This is a genomic window from Paenibacillus albidus (genome assembly GCF_014644435.1).
In the GTDB taxonomy this organism is placed as follows: Bacteria; Bacillota; Bacilli; order Paenibacillales; family Paenibacillaceae; genus Paenibacillus_AQ; species Paenibacillus_AQ albidus.
The window spans coordinates 1-16130 of the sequence record NZ_BMKR01000032.1 but is presented as its reverse complement, the minus strand read 5'-3'; the positions used below and the strand labels follow the sequence as shown (position 1 = coordinate 16130).

Here is a 16130-nt window from a genome sequence, read left to right as displayed (position 1 = left end):
AGAATTATTCTCAATATAATTGTACCCCATAAACCTCTTAAGATGAAGTCTTGCAATAGTTTAGGCTGATGACAACCAGGGAGCGATAAGCCACTATGGTCTTCTTAGGAAGGACTACTACTCAAGATAAGCCCCGAACAGCTGGCGGGCTTTGTCCCAATCGACGCCGAGATTTCCCTGCCAGCCTGCCCAAGGCATAGACATATCGGACCGGCCTTTGGTGTTGTTCAGTTCGAGCTCCCCGTTGAGGAGATCTTCGATGTTCGTCCAAGTATCAAAACTTAGCGGCAGAACCCGGTTCGGCAGAACACCGACCCTACCAAGCGATTGAAGAATCCCTCTGCGGATGCCTGCCGTACCTTTAACCAGCTTTTCCGATGTGAGCCGCTTCTCGTATTGTCCCGGGGTCTCAACATCCGCTGCCTGATCCAGGCTGTGCAGCAGTTGCTTGAAAATAGTGATATCCTCGGCAGTAGGTGTAAGGGGTTGCTGCTTCAGAATGTCAGCAAACTCTTTGAGATCTACATAGGCTCCCTCACTTGTCGTTCCATAGTAATTCCCCAGATGCACGGCATAACGTATATAGGACAAATTATCCCATTGATCCTTATGCAGTCCGCAATCTTTGCAGCAGATGAACCGTTCGGCCTGCTCATAGGCATGTTCCTTCGTATGGATCATCAAGTGATAACTCATGAGCGGGGATATCCCGCGGGGCTGGCTGCCACCGACCCCTGCAACAAAGGCGTCCGTGATCGAGGACCACGACAAATGCTCATTTTTTTGCAAAGCGAGCAGTTCACGGTTCACGCCATCGTGGGTGATATGCTCCAGCTCATTCGGCTCCCAGCCGCTGCTCTTCAGCAAGCCTTGCTCGGGAGGAGTCAGGGTGTCTACCCGGTACCGGCTAACTCCACGCTCACTGTCGTAGTCGTAGTTGGAATGCAAATAGAGTTTCTTTAGTACCTTCAGCAAACTTTTGTCCATAGTAGGCCCCTTTCATTCACACACAAAATAGGATGGTAAATTTAAGTATAAAGGGGAACAGGCGCTTAATGCAAAGCGGCATTCTTGTACATCTTTTGGGAAGGACATGCTAGAATTAGGCACAGGTATCAACTTTTGGATAGAGGAGCAGGAATAATATGAATCATCCATCCCCCTTATCGGCATTGGCCAGGGAGTTTGTTTTAAATAGCAGCAGAAGACCCGCGCTTACTGACAGAGAGCTTTTGCAAAAAGAGTTCAGACAGCATGCTGTCCCCCTTTTCCCGGGTTTGCTGGATTTTCAGGCGCAGTATGGCGGGGTATGTTATTCGTTTGGCATGAGGGATCAGCACTACTGTATCCTGGATGTTATGGGCAACGGTGAGGCTGGCGGAAAAGTCCCCAAGGTTCTGAACCATGAAGGGACACAACTGGTGGAATGTATCCATATGATTAGAGACAGCTGGAAGTTAAGTGGTTATATGGATGGCCAAGGCAGGCTATATACACTCATTTCAACAACGCTGAATCCGCTCGCGGAGAGCATCGAGCATTTTCTGGAGGATGAAGCTGTTAAATACAGTATGGTGTGCCGGCAGAGACAATGGGTGGTCAAAACCATCTATGAGTCCGAGGTTAAGGCCTGGCTGGCTGCGGCAGAGAAGGCACCGCTATTGCTGGCGGAGGCCAGCCGTGGACTCGTTAAATGGTGGAAGAATCACGATGGGAGATTATATGTACGGACTCAGCTTAATAGAGCGGGAGAGATCACCGCGACTGCCTATGCCGCTGATCTGGATGATTTGGCACAGGCGGGCTACGGTGGTGTGGCTTCACTTCAAGGGTTTCCTTTCCCCTGCTACTATAATCCAGATAGAGAAACGGTGGAATTAGAGAATCACAAAGAGTGTTATGTGTTTAATCACCGGAAATATCTGACGGCCGATTACTCAAGGATTACTGTGGGGAAGGTGAGAAATATGACGGAGCTGGTGTTGGTTGTAACCGGTCAACGGGATGTATCCGCCACGCATCCGGTTGGAGACTTCTTGGCACAAGCCCCGGAGCTTGAGATCCATGAAGCCGATTACGATGAGGCTCTCATTCAGTATACCGCAGCGAACGGAGATATGAAGATCCTGAAGCTGATTTCCTATTTAGCCGATCTGGCCCCCCGTTTAACCTCCAGAAGAACAGCGGCGGAACATCTGGTGGACCGGTGGTTATATCAGGAGTTTTTGCGCCGGATGTCCAATTTCGCAGAAGGACATCAGGCGAACGTGCACCCACTGTATTTTCATCCCTTTATGGCAGCGGGGTTGTCTGCGGAGTATGAAATCGAACCTGATTACACTGTCATCACAAGATTAAGAGAATCCTCTGCCCCTACGATTTGCATGCTGACGTTGTTCTATATGAAGTATGCGCAGCAAGGGAATAGAATCGCGGCTGAGGTATATCGCATTTATGAGCCGCTGCTTATGCTGTATAGTGTGGGCGGATTCATCCTCAAGGAACATGGTTTTATTGAGGTGGGCGGGGGAGCCTTTCATCAAGGCAGCTGGCAGAAATTAATCGGCCAAGAGCCGATCGACGTCTACAGCAAAACTGCGGAAGTTTGGAATCACCGCTTCCGGGAGTATGCGATCCAGCAGATAAATCGAATCTCGTGGAATAAGAAGGAGTTCACGGGAGGTTATGCTGATGCTGTACAAGCAGATCTTGACAAGCTCGGAGCAGCATTCAAGCGGATGGAACGCAATCTGGGCCTAAAGCTTGACGAGGATGCTCTCTACGAGGAGGAAGATCGGCCAACTGAAGCGGCGCTTCTCAAGTCCTGTCCCAAGCTGCAACTTGTGATAGGATCTGCCGCACCCCTGATCTGCGGGAACTATCTACGGTGGGCAACTTTGCTGGACCGGAAGCATCCGCTTGTGCTTGAGAATCCCTGCTTGTACGAACCGTTCCTTAAATTGCTGCAGGAAGTGGACCGCATGGAGTTATGGGTGAATCAGTCGCTGGATTTGATACAGCACCTGGAGAAAAGCCCACCAGAGCAATATGCCAAGTTATTGCGGAAGGCGTATCAGGTATAAAGGCGATGACTGTAGCGCTTATGAGTGGCCGTTTCATGATCCCCTTAAGCGCTGAGCATCGCTCAGGTGCAGGGGTCCATCCTATCCTCGGAATATTCAACTCCCTCGTTCTATGTTAAAATAATCTGGACTTTTCCGGGCAAAGGTTCCATACGAAAGGGGGAGAGAGTATCGTGCATTCGATTCTGATCATTGAAGATGATGAAGATGTGAATCTCCTGCTGGCAGAAGCTTTGTCTGACGCCGGGTATGCAGTGAAATCATCGTTTGGTGGTGTAGAGGAACTTCAGGTCATCAGGGATCACAGCGTTGATCTGGTCTTGCTTGACATCATGCTCCCCTTCAAGAACGGGGATGAACTTCTTCAGGAGCTGCGGGAATTCTCCGACATTCCGGTCATTGTCATTTCGGCCAAGGAGAAAGTCGGCACAAAGATTGATCTGCTTAAGCTGGGGGCGGATGACTATATCACCAAACCCTTTGATCTGGGGGAAGTGGTGGCCCGGGTTGAATCCAATTTGCGGCGTACCCATATACAGAAGCAGGCAAGCACACTGATGCGGTATCACGATTTGCTGCTGGATGTCAGCTCCAAACGGGTGAGTATAGACAACCATGAAATAGAGTTGACCGCCAAGGAATATATGATCTTGGAGCTGCTGCTGAAACACAGCGGCAAGGTCTTTACCAAAGCGAATCTGTATGAATCGGTCTGGCAGGATGAATATCTTGGAGACGACAATGCGGTCAAGACGCATATCAGCAATCTGCGCAACAAGCTGAAAAAAGCCAGTCCCCATAAGGAATATATCGAAACAGTATGGGGACTCGGCTACCGTTTATTCAAACGATAAAAGTTTGGCTTTTTTTTGCTGCCTTAACCTTTTCTAAACCTTTGGCACTTAGACTTCAATTAGAAAGGACAGGTGAGCAAAATGACACGTTATGTACTCAGAACAGACAGCCTGACAAAAAGCTACCGGAGCAGCCATGCGCTGCACGAAGTGTCCCTGACACTCGAAGCCGGTAAAATCTATGGTTTGATTGGACAAAACGGGGCGGGGAAAACGACATTTATGCGGCTGGTGGCGGGTCTTGGTTTTCCCACAAGCGGCAGTATCGAGCTTTTTGGAGCCAGGGGCGAGAAGGCTTTGCAGGTGGAACGGAAAAGATTGGGTTGTATGATTGAGCATCCGAGCCTGACTCCCGGCATGAGCGCAAGGGATAATCTCAGACTCCACCGGATTCTGCGGGGCATCCCGAATGAGGAAGTGGAAGAGGAACTGCTGGCTTTTGTCGGACTTTCGGATACCGGAAGCAAGAAAGCCAAAAACTTCTCCCTGGGCATGAAGCAGCGTTTGGGGATTGCGGTTGCACTGCTCGGGAATCCTGAAATGCTTATCCTGGACGAGCCAGTCAATGGCCTTGATCCGGTTGGCGTAGTAGAAATTCGGAAACTGCTCAAGAAATTGTGCGATGAACGCCAGATGACCATTCTGCTCTCCAGCCATAATCTGCCGGAGCTGTATCAGACCGCGTCGGATTATATCATCATCCATCAAGGCAAGGTGAAAGAGACGCTTACGCTGGCGCAGCTGGAAGAACGCTGTAAACGGCATATCCTCATCAGTAGCGGGCAGCCTGAACAATTGGCAAGTGTACTGGAGATGAAGCTGAATACAACCCATTACAAGGTGCTGCCTGATCATACTGTCAAGCTCTATGATTATCTGGACGACAATGAGAAGGTCTCCCGGGTTCTGTATGATAATGGGATTAGGGTTACCAACCTTTCCGTTGCCGGGGATACGCTGGAAGACTACTTCATGACTGTGGTTGGAGGTGCAAAGAGCCATGTATAATCTGCTACGGGCCGACCTGTTCAAATTGCGTAAATCGACAGCCATTAAAGTACTGGTCGGGATCACTGTCGCAAGCGCGTCCTTGATGGCGTGGATAGCCTATCTGATCGCCCAGGGTGAGATGGACGGCAGCATGAGCGGAATCGGGTTCCTCTTCTCTGATATGAACGTAATCAGCATTCTTGGCGCTGTGGTCGCAGGACTTTTGATATGCGGGGATTTCGAGAATAAAACCATTCACGATGCTATTGCCACCGGACGCAGCAGGGGGGCAGTCATTCTCAGCAAAGCAGCCGTAACTTGCATTGCCCTGGTTGTGCTATTGCTTCCCTATGCCGTCATTACCGGGATTGCGTTAAGCACAGATTCCAAGTTCGGAATGGGCTCCGTCTCCTTAGGGTTTCTGCATGTGCTGACTGCAGAAGCAGGAACAGGTTTGTCTATACCGGAGACAGCCAGACTGCTAGCTGTAATGCTGACCTTGATGGTCGTATACGCAGCACAACTCAGCATTACGGTTCCTCTTGCCCTTGTGCTGAAGAAACCGGTTCTTGTGGTTGCTTTTTATTATGGATTCAGCATTGTTTGCGGGCAGCTAGCGGCTCTGGGGGAGCGCTCACATGTGTTGGAAAATATCATGGCCGGCACTCCATTCGGTGCCAACTACACGCTGCTAACCTTGGATACGGGAATGGGTGAGCTTTTTCAGGCCCTTTCGGTTAGTCTGATATTTATCGTTGTCATGCTGGCTCTCGCGTACAGTGCTTTTAGAAGAGCGGAAATCAAATAGGTGAAAGGCTGGTGAAGGTGCTTTGTTAATCACGGTGAGTATTTTGACTGTTATAGTGCTTGTGCTCGCCGGGTACATCATCTTTCTCCAGGTGCAATTCCGCAGCATCAACCGGCAGATTGAGAAACGTTTGAAGAATAAAACAAGGCAGCCGCTTACCCTTGAATTAATCAACCGGGATCTGAATCGATTGACGGCCAATATCAACAGATGCCTGAAGGCGGAGGAGAATCTCCGGCTTGACGGTATACGGGAGGAACAACGGTTCAAGGAACTGATTGCGAATCTCTCGCATGATCTGCGGACTCCGCTTACGGCGATTAAAGGATACCAGCAGCTGATCGCGGGCAAGGAATTGTCAGACGATCAGCGGCACAAGCTGGGGATTGCCCAAAAGCATGCCAATGAACTGGGCGCATTGATTGAACACTTTTTTGAGTATTCCTATTATATTAACTTAGAGCCGCAGCCCCGGCTGGAGCGGATTAATCTGACGAATCTGGTCACGGAATGTCTTGCGGCGTCCATCGAAGTTTTTGAAGCAAAAGAGCTGATGGTACATATGGTGGAGCATGCGCCGGTGTTTGCCTGGGCCGATAAAGAAATGGCGACCCGCATGATTCAGAATTTAGTCCGGAATTGTGCCATGCATTCTGCCGGAGATGTTGAAGTACGGTTAGGTTCGGCGCAGCATGCGTTCATCCTGTTCAGGAATCGTGTGAAGAACGCTGCGGAGCTTGAGCCGGAGCGGCTGTTTGAACGTTTTTATACAGCGGATAGAGCAAAGGGCCGAAGCACAGGTCTGGGACTCGCCATCGTGAAGCTGCTGGCCGACCAGCTGGGCGGCGGCGCAAGCGCATCGCTGCAGGATGGGTTCCTGGAAATAAGCGTTCAATTACAGAGAGAACCAGAAAGAGAACAATCATTGAAGAAGATCGAATCAGTCGATCCGGAATGATGCAAAACTGTCGCAAGGACAGACACCTGCTCAGGCTCAGACCAGACATGGGACATTTGTTGGCGGTACCCCTATAAGAAGTTTCTGATCTGTTTGATTTAAGAGATACCGGTATCCAAGCAGAAGGCTTTCCTGCCAAGGTAACCCGTCATCATTTTCCCATTGTGGAAGATGAGAGCGGCCAAGAAGGTTCAGTTCAAGCAGCGATCCAGGCGGTATCAGCAGCAGTGAATAGCGGGAAGACTGTCTATTTCCATTGCGCTGGCGGACGGAATCGTACAGGAACGGTTGCCACTGGCGTACTGCTTGAATTAGGCCATGTTACAACTGTAGAAGAGGCTGAGGCCTTGGCCAAAGAAAAACGTCCAGATATCAACATCAAGCAGGATATGCGTGATGTACTGAAGGGCTTTTATCCATCCAAATAAAATTAAAACGCATATTCAAAAGGGCTATTTCCTAATGGAGGTAGTTTTTTTTGTTATTGAGTTGCAAAATACAACAGTTGTGTGTTACATTCTAATGGCGGAGGGATGATGATGAAAAGAAAAGGGATACATAAACCCACAATTGAGGATGCAATTGAAATCAGTGGAATCGAAACGCTCCATCCTGGAGGGTTTGATTTAACGAGGCGAACAGCAGAGGTTGCAGAGCTTAAGCCGGGAATGCGGGTGTTGGATGTCTCCAGCGGAAGAGGAACACAAGCGATATTCTATGCGGAGAACTACGGAGTACAAGTAACGGGTATAGATATCTCTGAAAAGATGATCCAATCAGCTACAGACTCAGCTCAAAGGTCAGGTAATACAAATCGTGTTTCATTTCGACTGGGAGACTCCCAGGCTTTACCTTTCAGCGATAACTCCTTTGATGCCGTAATTAACGAGTGCGCGGTCGGAATTCCCGATGACTCCCAGCAAGTGCTTAATGAAATGGTGCGCGTAGTAAAGCCGAGAGGTACAGTAGTGATCCATGAGTCCATCTGGAAGAAGCGGATATCGGACATGGAAAAGGAAGAACTGTCTGAAAGGTATGGAACGACTCCCTTGGAGCTTGAAGAATGGAATCATATGTTGCAGAAGGCAGGAGCCGTTAACATTACAGCGGAGCATGAAGAGTGGTCAAAGCCCGAAAGGTTCTGGAAGGTACGAAAAGACCGTGAAGTCATTCATTATTCAAAGCTGCTTACTTTTCCGGAAAGGGTAGTGACCCTAAAACGGATTTTGCAGAAGCATGGGATCAGTGGTGTAACCAAGGTCATGGAGAATGAGAAGATTTTCTTTAATGCCGTCTTGGATGGCAAAATAGGCTATGGCCTGTATAGAGGGGTTAAAGGTGATATCCATGGAAACCGTTGATCTACTACGAAATTTAATGAGAGCTTTTGATAAAAATATTGGAGCTTTGGAAAAAACTCAGCTTGCCTGCTGTGGTGCAACGATCGGACAATGTCATGCGGTAATGGAGATTGGGCTCGCCGGGCAAATCTCACTCATTGATCTGGCCAATGTACTTAATCTCGATAAAAGCACAATGAGTAGAACGGTCAACGCTCTTGTCGAGAATGAATGGATTGAACGGATTACAGATCCGGAAAACCGGCGTTATGTAAAGCTGATGCTTTCCCAAAAGGGGCAGGTACTCCATGAACAAATCAGCTCTGTTCTGAACGCTTATTTCAGAAATATTATGAAGGATATTCCAGAGAACAAAAGGGAGCAGGTTGCAGAGAGCTTGGAACTGTTAATCAATGCACTAAATAAGAATAACTGCTGTTAGACATTGATAACACTCGAAGAGGATAAGGTGGCGAATGATTACATGCAGAAAATTTTCGATACCCTGGTTATAGGAGGGGGTCAGGCTGGCCTTGCATCTGGATATCATTTGCAAAAGGCTGGGCTAGACTTTATGATCCTGGAAGCCAGTGATCAGCCCACGGGATCATGGCCACAATATTATGATAGTTTAAAGTTGTTTTCTCCCGCCCAGTATTCATCATTGCCAGGATACCCTTTCCCAAAAGGTCCAAACGAGTATCCGCTGCGAGATGAGGTCATCGCTTATTTACGTGAATATGCGGAGAAATTCCAGCTTCCGATAAAGGTAAAGCAAAAAGTAGAACGAATAGACGTCGAAAACGGCGGCTTTAATGTTATAACTCTAACAGGAGATAGATTTCGGACAAAAACACTCATTAGCGCATCGGGCTCGTTTCATCGTCCCCATCTTCCGAGTCTTCCAGGAGCGAATATATTCCAAGGCAGAATTCTTCATTCATCCGAATATAAACATCCGAAACCATTCCTGGAGAAGAGAGTTATCGTTGTCGGTCGAGGGAATTCAGGTGTGCAGATTGCAGTTGAGCTTGCCGATTATGCCAACGTATCGTTAGCTGTTCAACACCAGGTTCGATTTACGCCCCAGCGCATACTGGGACTTGATCTTCACTTCTGGTTGAAAATCACAGGTATTGACACGTTCCCTTTTTACCGAATTGGAAAACAACCGCCCAGTCCGATTTCTGTGTTCGACCTTGGCGGTTACCGTAAGAAAATGGACAACGGCAATCCGGATCAAAGAACCATGTTTTCCGGTTATTATCCAGAAGGTGTCGTTTGGGCGAATGGGGAACGGGAACCAGTTGATGTTGTGATATTCGCTACAGGATATCGTCCTAATGTCCCCTTTCTGAGTGGGACAGGTGCACTTGCATCAGATGGCAGACCACTGCATGTTGCCGGTGCCAGTACAGAAGTTCCTGGACTTTATTACGTTGGATTATCTAATCAGCGTTCCTTTGCGTCAGCAACGGTTCGCGGAGTCGGGCCAGATGCAAAATATGTCGTGCAGAAAATTAAGCGTTTTTTGAAAAGATGACGGATCCCCCTTTTACTAATATTGCTTTTTGCTAACTATGAACAAAAGTTCAAAGCACTGGCTGATCAAAAGGGTTAGCAATTTTATAGGATGTCCGTCGAACGGCTCCAATAAATGGTGCGTCATATTACTGATCTGATATAACTCCACCATACTGCCAGAAAGCAGCGGCAAGGTCTTTACCAAAGCAATAAAGTTCAAAATATCGTGTAACCAATCAAGAAGTATTTCAAACTAAGCCGCAAGGCCTGTTTTATCTCCTGATAAGGTGGTAATTACTAACCATTGATTTTATAATCGATCATTGTCACAATAAGATTACCACTATATATTACGAAAATGTTACCTTTATCTGACCCTTTTAAGGTCTTTTTTTATGTTTACAAGGATGTCTGGCTTGGTAAAGAGTGTCGGTAGGAGGGGCTGAAATGCCGCAAGGGAATATCCGCCCGGATCAGGAAGGGCAGAGCGCGAAGGAGATCAGCAGTACGGCAAGGGAATTGGCCGTGCGTCTAGTTGAGCTGTCCGGGGGACCGGACAATGTGTTGGAAGCCGCTCACTGCACGACACGGATCCGCCTTAGGCTGCAAAACACTGCTCAGGCAGATCAAACCGGTCTTTCCAGCATGGAGTGTGTTCAGAGTGTGTTTGTTCTAGCCGGGCACCTGCAAATTGTACTAGGACCGGCAATCGTCTTTAAGGTACACCGTCAGGTTGTCCGCATCCTTCAGGACAGCGGGCCGAATCAGAAACAGGAAGCGGAGAACCTTAACGGATCGTCCGAACCGGAAAAAGTGGGCAGCATCGACGGGCCCGGCCGTACCCTGTTCCCATCCCTGTCGGAGGTATGGAAACGAAGGACTCTGCAGAGCGGCGCTGCTTCGTCAGCACTGAAACAGGAAGGCCTGGAAAAACCGGGCGTACTCCGCCGCGTTATGGATGCGGTAATTTTCTTTTCCGATATCGTCGTGCCGATTATTCCGCTATTTGTCGCGGTCGGCCTGCTGCTTGGCCTGCTTGGAATGATGGAGGCCTTCGGCTGGGCGCCACGGGACAGCGTCTGGTTTCGGACTTTGTCAATGTTGACTGGCTCGGCCTTTCAGATTATGGCCGTGATGTTTGGTTACCATACGGCCAAGCGATTTGGGGGCACTCCTGTACTCGGCGCTGCGATCGGGATTGTAATGACCCGACCCGGATTTGTAGGAAGAACAGGCTCCGGCGGAGGCGTCTTAAGCTCGGCAGATTTAGCGCCGCAGTTCGGATATCAAGGAACTGTAATTCCGATTATTCTTGCGGTTGTGCTGATGACTTTTATCGAAAAGGGATTACGCCGGATCATTCCGGCGTCAGCTGCTATAATGCTGATTCCCTTTCTAAGCTTTGCCGTTGGAGGCAGCCTAGCCGTTATTGTTATAGGCCCCCTCGCGGCGGAGCTGGGCGGCTCTCTTAGCAGTGTGCTGGAACAGGTGTTCAATTACGGGAGTACGGTGTTCGGGCTGCTGCTTGGGGGAGTCTACAGCTTCATCGTGGTGACCGGGCTGCATCATGGAATTCAGGCCGTTGAAATTGGACTGATTTCCAATCCGGACATCGGCGTCAATTTTCTGCTTCCCATCTGGTCGATGGCGAATATTGCGCAGGGCGGGGCCGGACTTGCGGTGTATGCCCGAACCCGGGATGACGCCTTGAGAAAAGTAGCGTTGCCGGCCTCGATCACCGCCTTTCTCGGCATCACGGAACCGATCGCTTTTGGCGTCAACCTGAAGCTGGGCTATCCCTTTTTGGGAGCTGCGGCGGGCGGCGCCGTAGGAGGGGCTTATGTTGCTTTCCATCACGTGGTGGCCAATTCGTTCGGTTTGACGGGAATTCCGATGATTGCCTTTATCGTCCTGCCTGGACAGGTTAATCTAATCCATTATTTGATCGGATTTCTGCTTGCGGCGGGTACCGCCTTTGCAGTTACTTGGATACTTGGAGTTGACAAACCGTTTCAGAAGAAGCACTGATCGAAAATACTTTTGTAAATGCATAGGAGAATATCATGAAAATCAAAAAAATTCTGAACAATAACGCGGTTGTGGTACACGACCTTGAAGAAGAGAAGATTGTCATGGGTTCCGGTATTGCCTTTCAGAAAAGGAAAAATGATATTATTGATCCGTCCCTTATTGAGAAAGTGTTCATTATGGACGATCCGGATCAGTATGGCCACCTGGAGGAAATGCTGCGGACACTGCCCGAAGAGGAGATTGCGGTGTCCGAGCAAATTATTTCATTTGCCGAACGCGAATTGGAAGTAACGTTTAATGAACATGTTCATATCGCGTTGACGGATCACCTCTCATTCGCCTTGGAGCGGATCAACAAAGGAATGGTGATTCAGAATACGCTGCTGAATGAAATTCGCATTTTGTATCCGCGAGAGTTCCAGATCGGACTTCATGCGAAAAGGATTATTCTCGAGAAACTGCAGATCGAAATTCCCGAGGATGAGGTAGGATACATCGCTATGCATATCCACACGGCCTGGAATAATGCTGGAACTTACGGGACGGATATAGATATGACTGCAATGATCCGGGATATTACCGATGGAGTGGGGCAAACCGCCGGGGTTGTATTGGACCGGGGCTCTGCCAGCTATGAGCGTCTGGTGACCCAGCTCGAAAATATTCTGCAATCCGATGAAGCGGGGAAACTTCGCAACGAGTTGAACCCGGAAATTGTGTTGATCGCCAAAGAGCGCTACGCCCTGGCCTACTCGCAAGCCAGAGAGATCGGCGATCAGGTGGAAGAGGACTACGGATATACGTTCACTGACAGCCAGCTGGTAAATATCGCAATGGAGATCAACCGGATAAACACACGGTTAAAGGATTTTACTTTATTGTAATTAATAGTTTATTATAGGTATTTAGTCCCTTGATATGTTTAAAAATAACTGGTATTAATGAGGATTTACAGGGAATACATATCCTTCTATAGGCTTAAATAAAATGAGAGTTTTGGTCTATAGTCATCCTCTGTTAAAAAATTATAGAATAGCCCTGACAACAAAATTATGTTGGGATTGTTACTGTTAAGCAGGCAAGACCTAAAAATCCATTGGGGATAGCACCATTATTCCCATAGGAATTTTTAGGTCTTTTTTCTGTTTAAGAGGAGACAAAATAAGAAGTGGAAAAGGAGCTAGGATTATGAATATCAAGAAGTTTGTCAGACAAGCAACAGCAGTAACCTTTATGTCAACATTGCTGGTAGGAGGTGGAGCTCAAGCTTTTGGAGCAGAAAAAGACAGTAACGATTATAAAGAAAGTTATGACTTTACCCACATTACACGTGCCGACATGCTGAAATTACCTGAGCAGCAAAACAGCGAACAATTTAAGGTGCCACAATTCGATGCCTCGACAATAAAGAACATTCCTTCTGCCATAAAGTATGATGAGTGGGGCAACAAAATTGAAATGGATGTTTGGGATACCTGGCCGCTGCAAAATGCGGATGGGACAGTGGCAAACTATAACGGCTACCACATCGTTTTTGGTTTGGCGGGAGACCCTAAAAGAGGATCGGACACTTTTTGCGGGCAGAGTATTTAAAGATACTGACAAATTAGGTCCAAACGATCCTATTCTAAACAATCAGGCGGAAGAATGGTCAGGTTCAGCAACTTTAACCTCTGATGGAGAAGTTCGCTTGTTCTATACAAACCGCCATCCTTGGATAGCGGAATCCGGATTTTTTGGTAAGCAAACCTTAACAACAGCTCAAATCAATGTGTCGGCGCCGGACGCCAATACGTTGAAAGTAGACGGCGTAGAAGATTTCAAATCAATCTTTGATGGAGACGGTAAATTCTATCAAACGGTTGAGCAAGCTTTCGGCGGAGGAGATTATTCCGATAATCATACTTTAAGAGATCCTCACTATGTGGAAGAAAATGGCCGTAAATACCTTGTATTTGAAGCGAATACCGGTTCAGATACGGGTTACCAGGGAGAGGAATCTTTCTTTAATAAAGCTTACTATGGTGGAAGCAATGTCTTCTTCGAAGCTGAGAAAAAGAAATTGCTGCAAAGCCCTGACAAGAAGTTCATGTCTATCGCGAACGGTGCATTAGGCATCATTGAGTTAAATGATGATTATACTTTGAAATCAGTAATGAAACCGCTGCTTGCATCCAATACAGTAACCGATGAAATTGAACGGGCTAATGTATTTGAATTGAATGGTAAATGGTATTTATTCACAAGTTCGAGAGGTTCTAAAATGTTCATCGATGGAATTGATAAAGAAGATATTTACATGTTGGGTTATGTGTCAGATTCATTAACCGGGCCTTACAAGCCATTAAACGGTACAGGACTGGTATTGCATCAGGATCTTAATCCTTACGATATTACCTGGAATTACGCTCACTTTGCGACTCCGCAAGTTGAAGGTAATTCTTATTTCTCCGACCATCATTCTACCTTTGCGCCAAGTTTCTTATTGAACATTAAAGGATCCAAAACTGCTGTGGTAAAAGATAGCATCCTTGAACAAGGGCAGTTAACGATTAACTAACAAAAAACCACCAATCAAAAAGAAAATGCCGATGTAAATTGGCATTTTCTTTTTTTAAAATGGGAAAGCACGTAGAAAGAAGTAGGGGTTAAAAAAAGCGAGGTATTCACTTGAACAAAAATAAGAAAGCTTTTAAACCATTAGGTGTATTCATTATTTGTTTCACAGGTGTCATAGGTTTGATAATCATTGGATTAGGGGTTCATCAAAAGCCATCCTATCGAGCCAACTATCATTTCACTACTCCCGACAAATGGAAAAATGACCCGCAGAGGCCCATTTATTTGGATGGAAAATATCATTATTATTATCTTTACAATCGTGACTATCCAAAAGGTAATGGTACAGAGTGGCGGCATGCGACATCAACGGATTTGGTGTATTGGAAAGATGAAGGAGTGGCGATTCCTAAATATACAAACTCAAATGGCGATCCATGGTCGGGATCCGTCGTTGTGGATGATGCAAATACAGCAGGTTTTGGACAAGGGGCTCTTGTGGCCATTGTGACACAGCCCTCTGCAGGTGGCGGGAAGCAGGAACAATACTTATGGTACAGTACGGACAAGGGAACAACGTTTAAATCTTATAGCAACCTGCCTATTCTGCCGAATCCGGGCCAAGCAGATTTTAGAGATCCAAAAATTATTCGGGATCATGAGGCTAATAAATGGGTGATGACCATGGCGGAAGGAACGAAAATAGGTTTTTATGAGTCTTTTGATCTAAAAGAATGGCACTATACAAGCGGCTTCTTTACAGAAGATATCGGACTTGTGGAGTGTCCTGATCTTTATAGAATGCGAGCGGATGACGGGGCCTATAAATGGGTTCTTGGCGCCAGTGCAAATGGAAAATCATTAGGCGAACCCAACACCTATGCCTACTGGACCGGTAACTTTGATGGAAAGGAATTTTTCCCGGATCACAATAAACCGCAATGGTTGGATTATGGATTTGATTGGTATGGCGGTGTAACGTTTGAAGAGGGTAGAGGCAGTGACACCACCAATCATCGTTATGCTTTGGCTTGGATGAACAATTGGGATTATCCCCATAATACGCCAACATTAAGAGAGGGGTTTAATGGTCAGGATTCGATGGTTCGTCAAATTAAACTGAAACAAGCAGGCGATCATACGTATCGTTTGGTCTCACAACCCATCGAAGCATTGAATCAATTGACAAATTCAACGGATTCCTTTAAAAAAATACAAGTTAATGGCTCCACAACACTTAATATAACAGGCGATACGTACCAGCTGGACACTGATATATCCTGGTCAGAGATCAAGAATGTAGGATTAAGACTTCGGGAATCAAAAGACCACAACCGCCATGTTGATGTCGGAGTTTTTATAGAAGGTCAGTACTCTTATGTCAATAGAGCTTCTACAGGACAGCCCGACAAGAGTGGGAAATATCTAGAAAGCAGGGCTCCATTCGATATAAGCAAGAAAAACGTTCATTTAAAGATATTCGTCGATAAAACTAGCATTGAAGTTTTTATGGATGATGGGTCAATTGTTTATTCCAATGTGATTTTTCCGGGATTAAAGGATAAAGGAATTACTCTTTTTTCAGAAGGTGGAACAGCGATCTTTAACAATGTAGTGATCAAGCATTTCTAGTACAGCATCGGATTGAAAATAAGGGATTCCTGAAGGCTGTTTGATATGGATTAGTGTTCGTCACCAGCCTTCGGATCTGTTCTAATGAGGATATATTCTATTTTAGAAATGAAAAGAAAGGATTAATTTCGGATTTAGGATGGTATCCATCTATGAGTTCAGAGGGGGCGTATACATTGTATTTAGTAAAAATAGGTGATGAAGAAACTGGAGCCGAATATTGGGCTAATCCTATTTTGAAATATGCCACGGCAGAACTGCTCCTTGTTTTCGTTAAGCTCCCTCGAAATAATTTAGTTTTCTCACGCAGGCTCATGAATTCGCAGGATTTCACCTTTAGTTAAGTGTGAG

General features: G+C 46.8%; 14 protein-coding genes and 1 pseudogene. 14 read left to right on the top strand and 1 reads right to left on the bottom strand.

The genetic code is table 11. The annotated features are described in order from the left end of the window. Nucleotides 1-117: 117 nt before the first annotated feature. Nucleotides 118-987 (bottom strand): hypothetical protein, encoded by an 870-nt coding sequence (locus IEY53_RS26095; protein ID WP_189030219.1) that lies wholly within the window; start codon nt 985-987, stop codon nt 118-120. Nucleotides 988-1145: 158 nt separating this feature from the next. Here IEY53_RS26095 and IEY53_RS26090 point away from each other — a divergent pair, with 158 nt between their 5' ends. The 14 genes and pseudogenes from IEY53_RS26090 to IEY53_RS26025 all read left to right on the top strand — a co-directional run bounded on the left by IEY53_RS26090 (nt 1146) and on the right by IEY53_RS26025 (nt 16123). Further along, complete coding sequence (locus IEY53_RS26090) at nt 1146-3083, top strand: hypothetical protein (protein WP_189030217.1); 1938 nt, start codon at nt 1146-1148, stop codon at nt 3081-3083. Between the two features lie 173 nt (nt 3084-3256). After that, nucleotides 3257-3937 (top strand): response regulator transcription factor, encoded by a 681-nt coding sequence (locus IEY53_RS26085; RefSeq protein WP_189030215.1) that lies wholly within the window; start codon nt 3257-3259, stop codon nt 3935-3937. Between the two features lie 81 nt (nt 3938-4018). Further along, nucleotides 4019-4945, top strand: a complete 927-nt coding sequence (locus tag IEY53_RS26080) for an ABC transporter ATP-binding protein (RefSeq protein WP_189030213.1) — start codon at nt 4019-4021, stop codon at nt 4943-4945. Next, nucleotides 4938-5735, top strand: a complete 798-nt coding sequence (locus IEY53_RS26075; RefSeq protein WP_189030211.1) for an ABC transporter permease — start codon at nt 4938-4940, stop codon at nt 5733-5735. The genes IEY53_RS26080 and IEY53_RS26075 overlap by 8 nt, the downstream gene beginning before the upstream one ends. Nucleotides 5736-5769: 34 nt before the next feature. After that, nucleotides 5770-6693: a sensor histidine kinase gene (locus IEY53_RS26070; protein WP_229696372.1), complete on the top strand. Its 924-nt coding sequence runs from the start codon at nt 5770-5772 to the stop codon at nt 6691-6693. A gap of 89 nt (nt 6694-6782) precedes the next feature. Further along, nucleotides 6783-7121, top strand: a complete 339-nt coding sequence (locus IEY53_RS26065; protein WP_189030301.1) for a protein-tyrosine phosphatase family protein — start codon at nt 6783-6785, stop codon at nt 7119-7121. 111 nt (nt 7122-7232) lie between these two features. Continuing rightward, the gene (locus IEY53_RS26060) at nt 7233-8054 is read left to right on the top strand and encodes a class I SAM-dependent methyltransferase (protein ID WP_189030207.1); all 822 of its coding nucleotides are present in this window, start codon (nt 7233-7235) and stop codon (nt 8052-8054) included. Between the two features lie 16 nt (nt 8055-8070). Next, entirely contained in the window at nt 8071-8475 is a 405-nt protein-coding gene (locus IEY53_RS26055; RefSeq protein WP_229696370.1) for a MarR family winged helix-turn-helix transcriptional regulator, read from the top strand. Between the two features lie 42 nt (nt 8476-8517). Further along, complete coding sequence (locus IEY53_RS26050; RefSeq protein WP_189030202.1) at nt 8518-9576, top strand: flavin-containing monooxygenase; 1059 nt, start codon at nt 8518-8520, stop codon at nt 9574-9576. Nucleotides 9577-10004: 428 nt separating this feature from the next. Continuing rightward, a complete protein-coding gene (locus IEY53_RS26045) occupies nt 10005-11585 on the top strand; it encodes a PTS transporter subunit EIIC (protein ID WP_189030200.1) in 1581 nt (526 codons plus the stop codon). Between the two features lie 35 nt (nt 11586-11620). Further along, nucleotides 11621-12472, top strand: a complete 852-nt coding sequence (locus IEY53_RS26040; RefSeq protein ID WP_189030198.1) for a PRD domain-containing protein — start codon at nt 11621-11623, stop codon at nt 12470-12472. A gap of 304 nt (nt 12473-12776) precedes the next feature. After that, nucleotides 12777-14148 (top strand): annotated as a pseudogene (sacB, locus tag IEY53_RS26035) (levansucrase). A gap of 152 nt (nt 14149-14300) precedes the next feature. Beyond that, nucleotides 14301-15779, top strand: coding sequence for a 2,6-beta-fructan 6-levanbiohydrolase (gene levB / locus IEY53_RS26030; RefSeq protein WP_373293939.1), 1479 nt, complete (start codon nt 14301-14303; stop codon nt 15777-15779). A gap of 176 nt (nt 15780-15955) precedes the next feature. After that, nucleotides 15956-16123, top strand: coding sequence for a hypothetical protein (locus IEY53_RS26025; RefSeq protein WP_189030194.1), 168 nt, complete (start codon nt 15956-15958; stop codon nt 16121-16123). Nucleotides 16124-16130 lie beyond the last annotated feature (7 nt).

Bases quoted from the DNA above. Each gene is read 5' to 3' on its own strand.
- IEY53_RS26060 (WP_189030207.1), top strand. From the start codon at position 7,233: ATGAAAAGAAAAGGGATACATAAACCCACAATTGAGGATGCAATTGAA.
- IEY53_RS26055 (WP_229696370.1), top strand. From the start codon at position 8,071: ATGAGAGCTTTTGATAAAAATATTGGAGCTTTGGAAAAAACTCAGCTT.
- IEY53_RS26050 (WP_189030202.1), top strand. From the start codon at position 8,518: ATGCAGAAAATTTTCGATACCCTGGTTATAGGAGGGGGTCAGGCTGGC.
- IEY53_RS26095 (WP_189030219.1), bottom strand. From the start codon at position 987: ATGGACAAAAGTTTGCTGAAGGTACTAAAGAAACTCTATTTGCATTCC.
- IEY53_RS26045 (WP_189030200.1), top strand. From the start codon at position 10,005: ATGCCGCAAGGGAATATCCGCCCGGATCAGGAAGGGCAGAGCGCGAAG.
- IEY53_RS26040 (WP_189030198.1), top strand. From the start codon at position 11,621: ATGAAAATCAAAAAAATTCTGAACAATAACGCGGTTGTGGTACACGAC.
- IEY53_RS26080 (WP_189030213.1), top strand. From the start codon at position 4,019: ATGACACGTTATGTACTCAGAACAGACAGCCTGACAAAAAGCTACCGG.
- IEY53_RS26090 (WP_189030217.1), top strand. From the start codon at position 1,146: ATGAATCATCCATCCCCCTTATCGGCATTGGCCAGGGAGTTTGTTTTA.
- IEY53_RS26075 (WP_189030211.1), top strand. From the start codon at position 4,938: ATGTATAATCTGCTACGGGCCGACCTGTTCAAATTGCGTAAATCGACA.